This window comes from Mesorhizobium sp. CA15 (assembly GCF_020165215.1).
GTDB lineage: Bacteria > Pseudomonadota > Alphaproteobacteria > Rhizobiales > Rhizobiaceae > Mesorhizobium.
Genome location: NZ_JAIUHQ010000002.1, coordinates 523,429 through 538,409, shown reverse-complemented (window position 1 = coordinate 538,409; position 14,981 = coordinate 523,429). Strand labels below are relative to the sequence as shown.

General features: G+C 64.1%; 16 protein-coding genes. 12 read left to right on the top strand and 4 right to left on the bottom strand.

All coding sequences use genetic code 11. From position 1 onward, the window contains the following. Positions 1-1,629 (bottom strand): putative bifunctional diguanylate cyclase/phosphodiesterase, encoded by a 1,629-nt coding sequence (locus tag LB515_RS06030; protein ID WP_224707089.1) that lies wholly within the window; start codon positions 1,627-1,629, stop codon positions 1-3. Positions 1,630-1,927: 298 nt separating this feature from the next. On the opposite strand from LB515_RS06030, the gene LB515_RS06025 reads away from it, so the two are divergent. Further along, complete coding sequence (locus LB515_RS06025) at positions 1,928-2,323, top strand: cupin domain-containing protein (RefSeq protein ID WP_224604625.1); 396 nt, start codon at positions 1,928-1,930, stop codon at positions 2,321-2,323. A 63-nt stretch (positions 2,324-2,386) separates the two neighbouring features. On the opposite strand, the gene LB515_RS06020 is transcribed toward LB515_RS06025, so the two are convergent. Beyond that, on the bottom strand, positions 2,387-3,589 hold the full coding sequence (locus tag LB515_RS06020; RefSeq protein WP_224707088.1) for a pyridoxal phosphate-dependent aminotransferase: 1,203 nt from the start codon (positions 3,587-3,589) through the stop codon (positions 2,387-2,389). Between the two features lie 219 nt (positions 3,590-3,808). Between LB515_RS06020 and LB515_RS06015 the strand changes: the two genes are divergently transcribed. The 3 genes from LB515_RS06015 to LB515_RS06005 all read left to right on the top strand — a co-directional run bounded on the left by LB515_RS06015 (position 3,809) and on the right by LB515_RS06005 (position 6,336). Beyond that, on the top strand, positions 3,809-4,711 hold the full coding sequence (locus LB515_RS06015; RefSeq protein ID WP_224707087.1) for an EAL domain-containing protein: 903 nt from the start codon (positions 3,809-3,811) through the stop codon (positions 4,709-4,711). Then, positions 4,708-5,568 (top strand): EAL domain-containing protein, encoded by an 861-nt coding sequence (locus LB515_RS06010; protein ID WP_140838560.1) that lies wholly within the window; start codon positions 4,708-4,710, stop codon positions 5,566-5,568. The genes LB515_RS06015 and LB515_RS06010 overlap by 4 nt, the downstream gene beginning before the upstream one ends. Before the next feature lie 159 nt (positions 5,569-5,727). Beyond that, positions 5,728-6,336 (top strand): glutathione S-transferase family protein, encoded by a 609-nt coding sequence (locus tag LB515_RS06005; protein ID WP_224707086.1) that lies wholly within the window; start codon positions 5,728-5,730, stop codon positions 6,334-6,336. A 452-nt stretch (positions 6,337-6,788) separates the two neighbouring features. Here LB515_RS06005 and LB515_RS06000 read toward each other — a convergent pair whose 3' ends face one another. Beyond that, positions 6,789-7,001, bottom strand: coding sequence for a cold-shock protein (locus LB515_RS06000; RefSeq protein WP_027168154.1), 213 nt, complete (start codon positions 6,999-7,001; stop codon positions 6,789-6,791). A 278-nt stretch (positions 7,002-7,279) separates the two neighbouring features. On the opposite strand from LB515_RS06000, the gene LB515_RS05995 reads away from it, so the two are divergent. After that, positions 7,280-7,606, top strand: a complete 327-nt coding sequence (locus LB515_RS05995; RefSeq protein ID WP_095766594.1) for a hypothetical protein — start codon at positions 7,280-7,282, stop codon at positions 7,604-7,606. Positions 7,607-7,617: 11 nt separating this feature from the next. Here LB515_RS05995 and LB515_RS05990 read toward each other — a convergent pair whose 3' ends face one another. After that, a complete protein-coding gene (locus tag LB515_RS05990) occupies positions 7,618-8,187 on the bottom strand; it encodes a methylated-DNA--[protein]-cysteine S-methyltransferase (RefSeq protein ID WP_224707085.1) in 570 nt (189 codons plus the stop codon). A gap of 165 nt (positions 8,188-8,352) precedes the next feature. Here LB515_RS05990 and LB515_RS05985 point away from each other — a divergent pair, with 165 nt between their 5' ends. From LB515_RS05985 to LB515_RS05955, 7 genes are all read left to right on the top strand, one after another. Continuing rightward, positions 8,353-9,378, top strand: a complete 1,026-nt coding sequence (locus LB515_RS05985) for a transglycosylase SLT domain-containing protein (protein WP_224707084.1) — start codon at positions 8,353-8,355, stop codon at positions 9,376-9,378. A gap of 35 nt (positions 9,379-9,413) precedes the next feature. Beyond that, on the top strand, positions 9,414-9,911 hold the full coding sequence (locus LB515_RS05980) for a GNAT family N-acetyltransferase (RefSeq protein WP_224707083.1): 498 nt from the start codon (positions 9,414-9,416) through the stop codon (positions 9,909-9,911). A 423-nt stretch (positions 9,912-10,334) separates the two neighbouring features. Next, positions 10,335-11,591, top strand: coding sequence for an ABC transporter substrate-binding protein (locus tag LB515_RS05975; RefSeq protein ID WP_224707082.1), 1,257 nt, complete (start codon positions 10,335-10,337; stop codon positions 11,589-11,591). 23 nt (positions 11,592-11,614) lie between these two features. After that, entirely contained in the window at positions 11,615-12,529 is a 915-nt protein-coding gene (locus LB515_RS05970; RefSeq protein ID WP_224707081.1) for a carbohydrate ABC transporter permease, read from the top strand. A gap of 1 nt (position 12,530) precedes the next feature. Continuing rightward, positions 12,531-13,355 (top strand): carbohydrate ABC transporter permease, encoded by an 825-nt coding sequence (locus LB515_RS05965; protein WP_224707080.1) that lies wholly within the window; start codon positions 12,531-12,533, stop codon positions 13,353-13,355. 115 nt (positions 13,356-13,470) lie between these two features. Beyond that, positions 13,471-14,226, top strand: coding sequence for a DUF899 family protein (locus LB515_RS05960; protein WP_224707079.1), 756 nt, complete (start codon positions 13,471-13,473; stop codon positions 14,224-14,226). A gap of 114 nt (positions 14,227-14,340) precedes the next feature. Next, the gene (locus LB515_RS05955) at positions 14,341-14,895 is read left to right on the top strand and encodes a DUF4142 domain-containing protein (RefSeq protein WP_224707078.1); all 555 of its coding nucleotides are present in this window, start codon (positions 14,341-14,343) and stop codon (positions 14,893-14,895) included. Positions 14,896-14,981: the final 86 nt, after the last annotated feature.

The following is a 14,981-nucleotide window of genomic DNA, read 5'->3' as shown; positions in this document are numbered from 1 at the left end:
TCACCTCTTCCCAAAACCATCGTCACACAGGTTTGTCGGAGGGCAAGAAAAATAGGACGTTCGCCGGCTTGGGTTCAGCAGGCCGCCATTTTTGCTTGTCAGGCTGTGAGGGCGAGCGGTTCGCGGGCGGCGGCACAATAACGCGCTTGCCTTGTCGCGCGGCGCCGGCCTGCCGAAGAAGTAGCCCTGGAAGCGGCTGCAGCCGGCCGTCCGGGCAAGCGCGAATTCCTCCGCGGTTTCGACGCCTTCCGCGACGATGGCGATGTCCTGGATGCGGGCGATCTGGGCAAGTGCAGACACGAAGATCTGCGCCACCTGGTCGTGGGCGAGGCTGCGGATGTAGGAGCGATCGATCTTGACGCTGTCGATGGGCAGCGACTTCAGGTAGTTGAAGCCGCAATGGCCGGTGCCGAAGTCGTCGAGGGCGATGTGGAAGCCGAGGCCGCGCAGTGCCTCGAGGCGCCTGAGAACCTCGGGCGTCGCGGCCGTCGCTACCGTCTCAGTGATCTCGATGATGAACTGCGACGCGGACCGGCCGGTCTCGCGCAGGACCCGGTCGCACATCGTCACGATCTCGTCGCGCTTCAGCTGCTCGCCGGAGACGTTGATCGAGATGCGCCGTCCGGGAAAATGCCCGATATCGGCGCAGGCCCGCTTGAAGACCCATTCGCCGATCATGTCGATCAGCGTCGAACGCTCGGCGATCGGGATGAATTCCGACGGCGAGATCAAGCTGCGCACGGGATGACGCCAGCGGATCAATCCTTCCAGTGCGTCGACCGAGCCGTCGGGGTCGACGATCGGCTGGTAGTGCAGTTCCAATTCGCCGAGATAGATCGCGGCGCGCAGCTCGCGTTCCACCAGCCGGCGATAGCGTTTGTCAGACAGCATCTCCTCGTCGAAAACGGTGACGCGGCCGCGGCCGCCCGCCTTGCTCTCGTAGAGCGCGAGATCGGCCAGCAGCATCAATTCAGTGCCGTTCGAAGCGTGCAACGGCGCGAGCGCGACGCCCACCGAGATCGACAGGGGAATGATCTTGCCTTCATGTCTCTTGCCGGCCCGCATCGCATGCAGCAGCCGGCGGGCGTCGTTGCCGATACTGGCGACGTCGCCATGCGGAACCATGATGCCGAACTCGTCGCCGCCGAGCCGGCCGATGACGCCGTCCTCGAAGATGCGCTGCGCTTCCGCGACCAGATGCGCCAGTGCCAGATCGCCGAACTGGTGGCCGAACGTGTCGTTGAGCTGCTTGAAATGATCGAGGTCGATCAAAAGCAGGCTTGCCTGGCGGCGATTGCGCGAGCCGCTCAGCCAATCACCCAACGCTTCGATGAAGTAGCGCCGGGTCATGGCGCCTGTCATGGCATCGACAGTGAGAAAGCGATGCTTCTCGGCCTCGGCGTCCGCCGCCGATTGCAGGCGCTGGACGACGTTCGAGCGCATATACATCAACACCAGAAGCGCCATTAAGGTCGAAGTCACCGACACCGCGAGCGCGCCGGCGCGGGGGGCGTTCTCCGTCAGCGCGAAAGCCGCAAGCCCGGTGGCGGCGATGCTCATCACGAGCAACGCCTGGATGCCGCGATAGATACGGCCGCTGTGATCTTTGATTGTCGCCAAGATACTCATGTCCGCGCCCCCACAGCACGCGACATGGCTAGGACCTCAGCCGTTAAGAAACGCTGAGCTTGGCCGCTGCCTGGATCTATTCCTTTGCCGCTGAGTGGAGATCGCGATTTTATGGTTAAAAAGCAACTGTTTGTGACAGTTCTCTGACATTCTAATGCTGCAATCCGCCCGCTGCGCGAATGAGAAATCGAGGTTGCCGCCCGGCAACGGCTCAAAGCCAGTTGCAACGGTCTCCCGACGAGGTGAAACTACCGCGTGAGACGCCGGGCGGGGCGCTTTGTTCGAGAGGATCTGAACGATGAAGCTCATTGCGTGCGGCAGCGTGCCGACGATCATCGCGCCGGAGACATATTTCACCGGGCGGGTGCTGCAGACGCCGATCATCGAGAAAGAGGCGCCGGCGCGGCTGAGGGCGACGCTGGTCAGCTTCGAGCCCGGCGCGCGCACCCATTGGCACACGCATCCGCTTGGACAGACGCTCTATGTCACCGCCGGCGCCGGCCTGGCGCAAAGCTGGGGCGGCCCCGTGCAGGAGATCAGGGCAGGGGATGTCGTTTCCTTCGCGCCGGGCGAAAAGCACTGGCATGGCGCCGGCCGGAAAACCGCCATGACACACATCGCCATGCAGGAGGCGCTGGACGGCGTCCACGCCGACTGGCTGGAGCAGGTTTCCGACGAGCAATATGGCAGCTGATCGGCGTCCAAGAAAAACCCGGCGCGGCGCCGGGTTTTTCTTGCTGGCCGGCCGGGCGGCCGATCAGGTCAGCGACGCGGTAAAGCGCTGGATGCGCGTGCAGGCTTCTTCCAGCAAGGCGTCCGACGTGGCGTAGGAGATGCGGAAGTTCGGTCCGAGGCCGAAGGCCGAGCCGAACACCACCGCGACACCTTCGGCCTCCAGCAGTTCGGAGCAGAAGGTCTCGTCATTGTCGATCGCCTTGCCCGTCTTGGTCTTCTTGCCGATCAGCTGGGCGCAGGACGGGTAGACGTAGAAGGCGCCTTCCGGCGACGGGCAGGAGATGCCGCGCGCCTGGTTGAGCATCGAGACCACAAGGTCGCGCCGGCCCTGGAAGATCGCCTTGTTCCTGGCGATGAAATCCTGCGGTCCGTTGAGCGCCTCGACCGAAGCCCATTGCGCGATGGTGCAGGCGCCCGAGGTCTGCTGGCCCTGGATCATGTCCATCGCCTTGATCAGCGGCACCGGGCCGGCGGCATAGCCGATGCGCCAGCCGGTCATGGCATAGGCTTTCGATACGCCGTTCATGGTCAGCGTGCGCTCATAGAGGTTCGGCTCGACCTCGGCGATGGTCTTGAAGACGAAATCGCCATAGGTCAGGTGCTCATACATGTCGTCGGTCAAGGTCCAGACATGCGGATGCCTGAGCAGCACGTCGGCCAGCGCCCGCAGCTCGGCCTCCGTGTAGGCGGCGCCCGACGGGTTCGACGGCGAGTTCATCAACAGCCATTTGGTCTTCGGCGTGATCGCCTTTTCCAGCACTTCCGCCGTCAGCTTGAAGCCGTTGTCGATCGAGGTGTCGGCGAACACCGACGTGCCGCCGCAGATCGCCACCATTTCGGGATAGCTCACCCAGTAGGGGCGCGGGATGATGACCTCGTCGCCCGGGTTCAGCGTCGCCATGAAGGCGTTGAACAGGATCTGCTTGCCGCCGGTGCCGACGATGGTCTGCTCCGGCCTGTAGTCGAGATTGTTCTCGCGCTTGAATTTTTTCGCGATCGCCTCGCGCAGCGGCACGATGCCGGAAACCGGCGGATATTTGGTCTCGCCGCGGCGGATCGCCTCGATCGCCGCATTCTTGATGTTGTCGGGCGTATCGAAGTCCGGCTCGCCGGCGCCGAGGCCGATCACGTCACGGCCGGCATTTTTCAGCTCGCGCGCTTTCTGCGTCACCGCGATGGTCGCGGAAGGCTTAACGCGGGAAAGGGCGTCGGCGAGAAAGGCCATGACGAAATGTCTCCTAGGAAGAGCGGCCAGGAGCGGCCGCGGCGCTTCTCATGTCGCATCATGGCGCGGAGCGCAAGCATTGTGCGATGAGCCAGAGGTCAAGGAGGCGTGACCAAAGTCAGCCTGCGTGAGCGGCAACGCTAAATTCATCAACGGCCGGTAAACCCTTGGCTGGCAGGATCGCAGATCGGATTGCGACTATTCGCGGAGCGAGAAACCTTGTCGCGCAGCATCGGGCTCGCCCACATCATCCGTCATGATGACGGCACCTCGACCGGTGTCTGGGGCATCTATACGTTGCAGAGCGCGTTCCAGCCGATTTTCGCCTTCAAGCAGGGCAAGCTCTCGGTCGTCGCTTTCGAAGGGCTGATCCGGCCGTTCCGCGATGGCGAGCCGCAGTCGCCGGGGACATTTTTCGGCACCTGCCCGGCGGCCGACCGGCTGCATATCGAGGCGCTGACGCGCACGCTGCATCTTCTGAACGCCGGCGCCTGCCTGCCGCACGAGGCCTCTATCTTCGTCAATTTCGACCCGTCGGTCTTCACCGATCGTCACATCGCCGACAAGGCCCTGCGCGACATGCGGCTGGTGCTGCACGAAGCCGGCATCGATCCGCGCCGCATCGTCTGCGAGGTCACCGAGCAGAAATCGGCTTCGCAGGAAGCGCTCTACGGCTTCGTCGAGGCGCTGAGGGCCAATGGCTTCAGTATCGCGGTGGACGACTATGGCGCCGATGATTCCGACATCAATCGGATCAAGGAACTCAAGCCAGACATCGTCAAATTCGATGCGAATTGGATCACCCATCTGATGGAGTCCGGCGCCGGCTTCGCCTTGCTGACGGCGATGGTGCAAAGTTTCGAGAACCAGGGCATCCGCACCGTCTTCGAAGGTATCGAGGAAGGCTGGCAGTTGGAGCTCGCCGAGAGGTCCGGCGCCTCCATGGTGCAGGGCTACGTGCTTGCCCGGCCGGAACTTGCCCCCACCAGCTTTCGCGTCTTCGGCAAGGGCGCGCAGCAGCCTTCGAGCGAAGACAGCAAGGCACAGGCCGCCGCAAGCCCGGCGGCCCCAACGCTGCACGGACGGCCGGCAAGGGTGTTCGGGCGCAAGGTCGCGCCATGAGCGGACAATCAGACAGGCGGCGCAACGTCGCCGAGGCGATCTTCGCCGACGAGATCGGCCTCCAGTTCGGCGTCTATGGCGAGTACCGGCTGTGGAGCGCCTATCAGCCGATCTTCGCGCCGGAGGGCAGGGTGCTCAGAGCCGTCGCCGTCGAGGGGCTGATCGAGCCGCGCCGCGTCGCGCAGCCGGTAGCCGCTTCGGTCTTCTTCGGCAGCATTCCCGCGTCCGACCTCCTGTTTGTCGAAACGATGTGCCGGATGCTGCATCTCGGCAATTACCGCAACATCGGCGTCGAGGGATTGACGCTGTTCTTCAACTATAATCCGACCATCAACGACCATCTCGGACGGGCGCTCGCCGAGATCCGGCTGATGACCAGGCATCTCGGCGATCTGGAGCTCGAGCCCAGCCTGCTGGTCTGCGAGATCACCGAACAGGCAGCCGACGACCAGGTTCTTGCCAGCCTGGTGCGCGAAATGCGGCGCGACGGCATCCGCATCGCCATCGACGATTTCGGTACGGGGCATTCGACGGAAGCGCGCATCGATCTGCTTGCACCCGACATCGTCAAGATCGATGGCGCCTGGTTTGGCGAGCTCTGCCGCCATGCCGCCGCCGAACGCTTCTTTCGGCCGTTGGTGGCGATGCTGCACGAGCGCGGCGCCAAAGTGCTGGTCGAGGGCATCGAGAATGCACAGCACTTGCGCGTCGCGCTCGAGGGCGGCGTCGACCTGCTGCAAGGCTTCCATCTCGCCCGCCCGGCGCTCGCCGGCACGGTCTTCAAGGAAGAACCGCTTTCCATCGACGCTCTCATCGACGCCGGCAACAAGGTCGTGCCCCTGCATCAGCATCGCTGATGCTCGATCCAAAAGGCGCATCAGCATCGCTAATGCAGACGCGAAAAAAATATCAGCGTCGCTGATGGTTCTTCTTGAAAACAAATCACTGGATGGTCTCGCCTGGGCGCGTTAGAGCCGTGCTGAAATGAGCTTCAGGCGACGCGCGAGGTATGTGCGATGATCCTTTACGACATGGCCGACAGCGGCAATTGCTACAAGCCGCGGCTGTTGATGGCCAAGCTCGGCATTCCTTTCACCCGGGTCGAGGTGAGCTCGCATACCGGCGAGACGCGCAAACCAGACTACGTCGCCAAGAATCCGAACGCGATGGTGCCGATGCTCGAGCTCGACGACGGCAGGCGTATCGCCGAGAGCAACGCCATCCTGCTCTATCTTGCCGAAGGCACGCGCTTCCTGCCGACTGACAAGTATGAACGCGCGCTGGCTTACCAATGGCTGTTCTTCGAGCAATACAGCCACGAGCCCTATATCGCGGTGCGCAAGGCGCTTTTGACTTTTCCGGAACGGGCGAAGGACGCCACGCCTGAACGATTGGCGCAGACGCTGGAGCGCGGCAACAAGGCGCTCGGCGTGATGAACCAGCATCTGGAGCGGAACGAATTCTTCGCGGGCAACGCCTATAGCGTCGCCGACATCGCCTTATACGCTTATACCCACACCGCCGGGATGGGCGGCTTCCAGGTCGACGCCTATCCGGCGGTCGCCGCCTGGTTGAAGCGCGTCGAGGCGGATAAGGGACATGTGCCGATCGAGTGGGTGCCTTAAGGCAGCGCCGGCGATCGGCGAAAGGCTGGGGACAGCTTCCTTCTCCCCGTTCACGGGGAGAAGATGGCGGCAGCCAGATGAGGGGCTGTGCCGGCCTTACTATGTCAGCCAAAATGACAGTCCTGAAACGTTGGCGCTACCCTTCTTCGCCCTGCCGGGCACTTCTCCCCGTGAACGGGGAGAAGGAGGCAACTCGCCAAAATCCAGGCAACAAAAAAGGCGGGCAATGCCCGCCTTCCTCTGCCGGTAGCCTGATCGGGAGCGTCTGGTCCGGGCCGGCAGCTATCTGCTGTTCCAGCTTGTCGGGTCTTTTCGCTCCGGCGCGCTTCTCGCGCGACCGTCAGTACATCCGTGACTTGCCGCGCGCCCCGAACCTTCGCCCGGTGCGCGCCTTACTTAGTCGCATTTTGCGCCGCTGGCCGTAAAGCCTGCCGCAAAATGCTTAAGCCAAATCAGGCTGCCTTGCTAAGAGAGCCAGCAGCGGACTTGCCGGTGCGGCGGTCCTGCTCGATCTCGAAGTTGATTTTCTGGCCTTCAGCCAGGCTCGTCATGCCAGCGCGCTCGACAGCGGAGATGTGGACGAAAACGTCCGCGCCGCCATTGTCAGGCTGGATGAAGCCGTAGCCCTTGGTGGCGTTGAACCACTTGACCGTACCAGTTGCCATATAGAATGCCCTTCACATTTGCTTTTGTTTGACCGGACCAACGTCCGGCCGGCGGTATCGAAATTTTGGAGATAGACGTCAGCAAACGCGAAGATCGCGGCCCGATCGATCGGCCAAATTCAATGCTGCGGATATAGGACAGTTTGAGCAAGAAAACAAGACGGGTTGCCTGGACGCTGCCCCGCATCCCGGATCGAGCGGAATACAAGCATGGAAGTTTTGACAGCAGTGCCGCGTTGTGAAGGGATGGGATGCTTGCCCTTCCGAGGAGAGAAGCCATGAAGACCATTCTGCTTGCCGCCTGCTTCCTGCTGCTGGCCGCGGAAGCGCAGGCGGTGACGCGCTACGATCCGACGCGCATGAGCTGCGACCGGGTGCAGGCGACGATCGCCAGACAGGGCGCCGTCATCCTGCGCTACCAGTCGACGCGCGTGCCGGGGCTGCCGCTCTACGACCGCTATGTGCGCGACGAGCGTTTCTGCAACGCGGGCGAAGTGAGGGCACGCGCCTACGTGCCGAGCGCCGACACCCGGTCCTGCATGGTCTATGTCTGCAAGCGTCCGGATTTCGAGCGGCGTTTCCGCCGCCGGTTCCTGCAGGACTGATACGCAGCGCCTTAGAAACCGAACGAGGCCTGCGCCGCCGGCGGCGGGCCGACGCGAACGCCTTCCATGGCCAGCATCCTTTCCTTGGTGGCCGAGCCGCCCGGAGCGGAGAAGCCGCCGATCTTGCCGCCGGCCGCCAGGATGCGATGGCACGGAATGACCAGCGGCACCGGATTGGCGCCGAGCGCCGCGCCCGTTTCGCGCGGAAGGCCCGCATGGCCGGCGCGCTTGGCCAGTTCGCCATAGGTGGTGGTCTCGCCGAAGCCGAGCTTGCGCGCCGCGTCGTAGATGGCGAGGCGGAAATCGTCGACGCCGTCAAGGTCGACCGGCACGCCGGAGAAGTCGACGTCCTCGCCGGCCGCATAGGCCTTGATCTTGGCGATCAGATCGACCACCCAGGACGGCTGGTCTGTCGAGGCTGAGACGCCGGGGTGGCGAAGCAGCCGGCGCTCGACCGCTTCGCGGCTGCGCTCCGGCAGGCAAAGCCGGATCAGGCCCTTCTCGCTCCAGGCAATGCCCATGAAGCCGATCACGGTTTCTAACACTGCGTGGCCGGCCGTGATCTGGGATGTGGGTTTCATGGCGTATTCCTTCGGCAAAACAGCGAAAAACGAGTACATATCCAGAACAATATGGCACTTCGGCCCTGTTGTCGCCACCCGAAAACCGCCGGGTAGCCCCGATTGCCGGGTGTGAATCGCTGGTGTAAGGACTCCTTAACAACCGACAAACCGGACCCGCACGGCTTGCCAGCTAAAATCATATTCACCGCGCTCAGCGTGCTCGTAGCCGCTGCTGGTCTCAGCGGCTGTACCTCGACCTCGCAGATGAAGGCCGCGCCCGCGCTTGCGGAAGCCTCGACGCCTGCTGTCGCGGATGATATGCCGACGCTCGCGCTGCCCGAAACGGTGGCCGTGCTGCCGGAACCTTCGGGTCTCGCGCAGGTGCAGACCGCGGCGCTGGCTGGCGATGCCGTCGCCATGGCGACCACGCCAGGCGCGACCGCGACGCAAGGCGCGCCCGCGACGCAAAGCGCGCCCGCCACGCAAAGCGCGCTGTTGCCGCCGCCTGTCCAGCCCGGCGCGCCCGCCGCGGCGCTGGCTCAGCCTGCGGCTTTCGCCGGCGCGACGCCGATGGCCGGCCAGTTTCCGCCGCCGCCGGTGCTGACGGCCGGCGGCTCGCCGACCGGCCCAGGATCCATCAGCCGAGCGGCGTCGATCAGCCGAGCGGCGGTCTATACGACCGCGGGCATGGCCATGCCGGTCACCGGCCAGTCGGCGAAAGTCGCCCCGATGCCGGGCGTCCAACAGGTTGCTTATGTGGCGCCGGACAACCCGGCGCTGCTGGCGGCACCCGGCCAGCCCGAGCAGCACGCCAGCGGCCCGCGCGGCGAGATCGAGCGGTTGATCGAGAAATATTCGGCGATCTATGAAGTGCCGGTCGAGCTGGTGCGCCATGTCGTCAACCGCGAGAGCACCTTCAACCCGAAAGCCTACAATCATGGCCATTGGGGGCTGATGCAGATCAAGCACGCGACGGCGCGCGGCATGGGCTATGACGGACCGGCGACCGGCCTGTTCGACGCCGAGACCAACCTCAAATACGCGGTGAAATATCTGCGCGGCGCCTGGCTGGTTTCGGGCGGCAACGCCAAGCGGGCCGACACGCTCTACCAGACCGGTTACTACTACGACGCCAAGCGCAAGGGCCTGCTCGAGGCGACGGGGCTTGGCTCCGACCGCAAGCGGCATCGCCTGCCACCCGACGCCTGAGCGGACGGTCCCGCGCGGCGTTTCGAGACAGCGCCATGCATGAAAACACAACGCGCCGCCCGCCGGCTGCCAACGACATCCGCCTGCGCAAGCTGCTCGACGATACACTCACCGCGCCGCACTGGCCGCAGGGCTTCGTCATGCGCGCGTTCGAGCACCAGGATGCGCCAGCCTTGCACGCGCTGCTGGAAGAGGTGTTCGATGACGGCGCCGACGGGCCGTTCGACGAGTGGTGGCCGCGCATTGCCGGCGATGCGGAGTTCGATCCCGCTCTCTGTTTTCTGGCGATCGACGGCAAGGGGCTGCTGGCGGGCGCGGCGCTCTGCTGGACATCCGGTTTCGTCAAGGATCTCGCCGTCCATCCGGAATCGAGACGGCAGGGCCTCGGCGAGGCGCTGATGCGGCAGGTGTTCCTGACCTTTCGCGAGCGCGGGGCGACCCATGTCGATCTCAAGACCAATATTGTGAAGAACACCGCGGCCTTCAGGCTCTACGAGCGGCTCGGCATGATCCCGGTCGACTGGGAAGGCTGACGCGCAAAGCGCGGCGGCCCGTATTGGAGGCTCCCGGCGCGGCGTTGCAATCGCCTGCGCCCGGACATTGTGAACTCCTTCACATAGGCTGACGTTAGGGCATGCTAATTCGTCGTCGTGCCGGGCGGCCGATCGGCGGATCGACGCGGGCAAGGCGTCGGAGGAGGCTGTGCCGGCATGCGTCAGCCACTCCCAGGCGGGCTCCGGGGCGGGGGTTTCGGAGCCCGTCCGCTTTGCGTGAAGCGAGGCGGACGGAACGGGCCGCCGACGCGGTCGAGCCAACCGGGATCGGCTTCACCGACCTGCTGGCCCGGTCGGCCACGCACAACGCGGGAACCCTAAGCGGCGTCGCGCATTCAACGCGGGGGCCTTGATGAGCCGCGACCTGTGCGTCGCCGGTCGCGCAGGGAGGTCCGCAATCCCGTGAAGCTCGCTTCAGCATTCCTGGCCGCCGGCATCCTGCTCGGCGCTGTTCAAGCGCGAGCCGTGGAACTGTCGATCGTGTCGGGTGATACCGGCAAGGGCATCAAGGTGCTGCGCGAGATACTCGATCGTTACGAAAAGAAGAGCGGCAACAAGGTCAATATCGTCGTCATTCCGCCCTCGACCACCGACCAGTTCGGCCAGTACCGGCTCTGGCTCGCCGCCGGCAGCAGCGATATCGACGTCTACCAGACCGACGTGATCTGGGCCCCGCAGCTTGCCAGCCAGCTGGTCGACCTGACCGAGGCGACAAGGGATGTGGTGGGTGAGCATTTCCCGTCGATCATCCAATCGCAGACGGTCAACGGCAGGCTGGTCGCGCTGCCGATCTTCACCGACGCGCCGGCGCTCTATTACCGCAAGGATCTGCTCGACAAATACGGCGGCAAGGTTCCGACCACCTGGAAGGAGCTCGCCGATACCGCGAAGCTCGTGATGAACAAGGAGCGGGCGGCCGGCAACAAGGACATCTGGGGCTTCGTCTTCCAGGGCAACGCCTATGAGGGTCTGACCTGCAATGCGCTCGAATGGGTGATGTCGAATGGCGGCGGTCGGATCATCGAGCCGGACGGTGAAATCTCCATCGACAATCCAAAGGCGGCCGCGGCGCTCGACATGGTCAAGGGCTGGATCGGCACGATAGCGCCGCCGGGCGTGCTCGCCTATCAGGAGGAAGAAACGCGCGGGGTCTGGCAGACCGGCAATGCCGTCTTCATGCGCAACTGGCCCTATGCCTATGCGCTCGGCAACAGCGAGAATTCGCCGATCAAGGGCAAGTTCGACGTGGCGCCGCTGCCGGCCGGCGAAGGCGGGCGGCCGGTCGCCACGCTGGGCGGTTGGAACCTTGCCGTCTCCAGATATTCGAAACATCCAGACAAGGCGATCGAGCTGATCAAGTTCATCGCGTCGCGCGAGATGCAGAAATACCGGACGCTGAGAACGTCCAACCTGCCGACCATTCCGGCCCTCTATGACGACCCCGACATCGCCCGTCAGCAGCCGATCGTGCCGCGCTGGAAAGAGATTTTTCTCAACGCGCAGCCAAGGCCGTCGGCAACCGCCAGGATCAAGTACAACGAGGCATCCAGCCAGTTCTGGACTGCCGTGCACGACACGATCTCCGGCCAGGGCGCCGCCGCCGAGAATCTGGCCGATCTCGGGGCGAGGCTGACCAGGCTGAAAGGCAAGGGCTGGTGAGCGCGGCAAGGCGATCGCCGCTGATGCGCCGACGCGTGCGCACGGCCTGGCTGTTCCTCGCGCCGATGCTTCTCGTGCTCGCCGCCGTCGCCGGCTGGCCGTTCCTGCGCACGGTCTATTACGGTTTCACCGATGCTTCGCTGGCGGACCTCGACGCGCGGCAATGGGTGGGCTTCGGCAATTATTTTTCGGTGCTGCGCCTGCCGAGCGGCCGCCTGCTCTATGACGGGCTGCTCGTCGATCCGGTCTGGTGGCGCGCGGTGTGGAACACGGTGCGCTTTGCCGTGGTTTCGGTGGCCTGCGAGACGGTGCTGGGCATGATCGTGGCGCTTGCGCTCAACACCGAATTCCCGGGACGCGGCATCGTGCGGGCCGCCATCCTCATTCCCTGGGCGATCCCGACCATCGTCTCGGCCAAGATGTGGCAGTGGATGCTCAACGACCAGTTCGGCATCATCAATGTCGCGCTTCTCAATCTCGGCCTGATCGACACCAAGATCGCCTGGACCGCCAATGCCGATACCGCGATGATCGCCGTGCTGATCGTCGACATCTGGAAGACGACGCCGTTCATGGCGCTGCTGATCCTGGCGGCCCTGCAGATGCTGCCGCGCGAGATTCTCGAGGTGGCCAAGCTCGATGGCGCGAACCCGTGGCAGATCTTCTGGCGGGTGACCTTGCCGCTGATCCGGCCGGCGGTGATGGTGGCGGTGATCTTCCGCGCGCTCGACGCGCTGCGCATCTTCGACCTGATCTATGTGCTGACGCCGAACAATGTGCAGACCAAGTCAATGTCGATCTTCGCGCGCGAGAACCTGTTCGAGTTCGACAAGTTCGCCTATGGCTCGGCCGCCTCGACGCTGCTTTTCCTGATCATCGGCCTGCTCACCATCGCCTATATCCGCATCGGCCGGCTGAGTTTCGACGGACGGCGCTGACATGAAGATGCTGAAGCGCGCCGGCTTCTACCTGCTGCTCCTGGCGATCGTCTTCGTCGCGGTGTTTCCGTTCTACTACGCAATCGTCACCAGCCTGAAATCGGGAACAGAGCTGTTCCAGGCAGGGCTGTGGCCGCAATCGTTCAGCCTTGCCAATTACCGCAACGTGCTGACCGAAGGTCCCTTCCTGCGCAATCTCGTCAATTCGCTGATCGTCTCCGGCGCGGTCGTCGCGGTCTCGCTGCTGCTCGGCGTCACCGCGGCCTATGCGCTGGCGCGCATTCGTTTCCGCGGGCGCTCGGCGCTGATGCTGGCCATCCTGTCGGTGTCGATGTTTCCGCAGGTCGCGGCACTTGCCGGGCTGTTCGAGATCATCCGGGCGCTGCATCTCTACAATTCGCTCTTGGCGCTGATCCTGTCCTACATGATCTTCACGCTGCCGTTCACGGTCTGGGTGCTCACCACTTTCGTGCGCGACCTGCCGGTCGAGATCGAGGAGGCGGCGATCATCGACGGCGCCGGGCCGTGGATCATTCTCACGCGCATCTTCCTGCCGTTGATGTGGCCGGCGCTCGCCACTACCGGGCTGCTTGCCTTCATCAGCGCCTGGAACGAGTTCCTGTTCGCGCTCACCTTCACCTCCACCAACATGCAGCGCACCGTGCCGGTGGCGATCGCGCTTCTGTCAGGCAACTCGCAGTTCGAGATTCCGTGGGGCAACATCATGGCCGCCTCGGTGATCGTCACCGTGCCGCTGGTGGTGCTGGTGCTCGTCTTCCAGCGCAGGATTGTCTCGGGTCTCACGGCTGGCGGCGTCAAAGGCTAGATGCGACGCGAAAAATGAAGGGAAAGCGTGCGCCGAAATGTCGGATCAGGTCGCGGCGGGCCGTCCTTGGATCGTAGAGCAACCCGCGCCGGGACGCCGGCGCCAGGAGAAGATCATGATCACTTTTCCCAATGAATCCGCCAAATATCGCACTGCGCGCGAAAAACTGCTGCGCAAGGAAATCGAGCTGCGCCGCGCCATGGAAGCGGTGGCGGAGGCAAGGCGCGCCTTGCCGCCGGGCGGTTTGGTGCCGCAGGACTATGTGTTCGACGCCCTGGACGACCAGGGCCAGCCGGCGAAAGTCAAGCTGTCGGACCTGTTCGCGCCGCGCAAGGATACGCTGATCCTCTATCAGATGATGTTCCCGCGTCACCCGCAGGAGACGCGCGAGGTGGCGAAAGGCGGCGAGACGGCGAAGCTTGCCCGGCAGGACCAGCCATGCCCCTCCTGCACGGCGCTGCTCGACCAGTTCGACGGCGCGATCGGCCATCTCGAAGCGGCGGGCTTCAACTTCGCCGTGGTGGCGAAGACCGCGCTCGACAATCTGGTAGCGCTTGGCCGCGACCGCGGCTGGCGAAACATGCGGCTCGTCTCGTCGGCCGGCAACGCTTTCAAGCGCGACTACAATTCCGAAACCGCCGAGGGCGCGCAAATACCGCTGCTTTCGGTGTTCCACCGTGATGGTGACGGCATCCGGCATTTCTGGTCGTCGGAACTCGATTTCGCACCGGCAGAGCCAGGCCAGGACCCGCGCGGCATCGGCACCTGCGAGATCCTGTGGAACCTGATGGATTTCACGCCCGAAGGCCGGCCGAACTGGCATGAGCAGCTGCAATATGCCGGGCACGCCCTCGGCGCGCACTGCCATTGATGGCGACGCGGGCCCCCGGCCCGCGCGCTTCTTTTCGAGGCAACCTCTTAGGCAACCCTGGGGCCGGTGCCGCGTTGGGGAAGGCGGAGGGGCTGTTTCGGATCGGAGATCGAGATGAAAACGCTGCTGCCCCTGGTCGCCGTCGCGCTTCTTGCCGGCGCGCCCGCCGCGTTCGCCCAGTCGAACAATTCAGATGCCGTCGGACCGATGGTGACCGAGAACAAGCTCGACACCCAAACCTTCGTCACGACGGTGCCGAATGCCAATATGTTCGAAATCGAGTCGAGCAAGCTGGCGCAAGAGAAATCGGCGTCGGCCGACGTCAAGGCTTTCGCCGCGCAGATGATCAAGGATCACAGCAAGGCCGGCGAGGACTTCAAGACAGCGCTCAGCCAAGGCCAGACCACGGCGTCGATCAAGCCGGCCGGCCCGGCGCTGCAGCCGAAGGAGCAGCAGCTGCTCGACGACTTGAAGGCCGCGAGCGGCAAGGAATTCGACGCCAAATACATCAAGATGCAGGCCGACGAGCATAAGGATGCGGTGGCGCTGTTTTCCACCTACGCCAATTCCGGCGACGACCCGGCGATGAAGGAATTCGCCAAGAAGACGCTGCCGGTGCTGAAGATGCACGAGAAGCACGTGAAGGAACTGGCGGTGGCGCATCAGTGAGGGGCGCCCTTGCCTTCTCCCCTTGTGGGAGAAGGTGGCCGCGAAGCGGCCGGATGAGGGGTGCTCCAGCGGAGTGAGACGCTGGC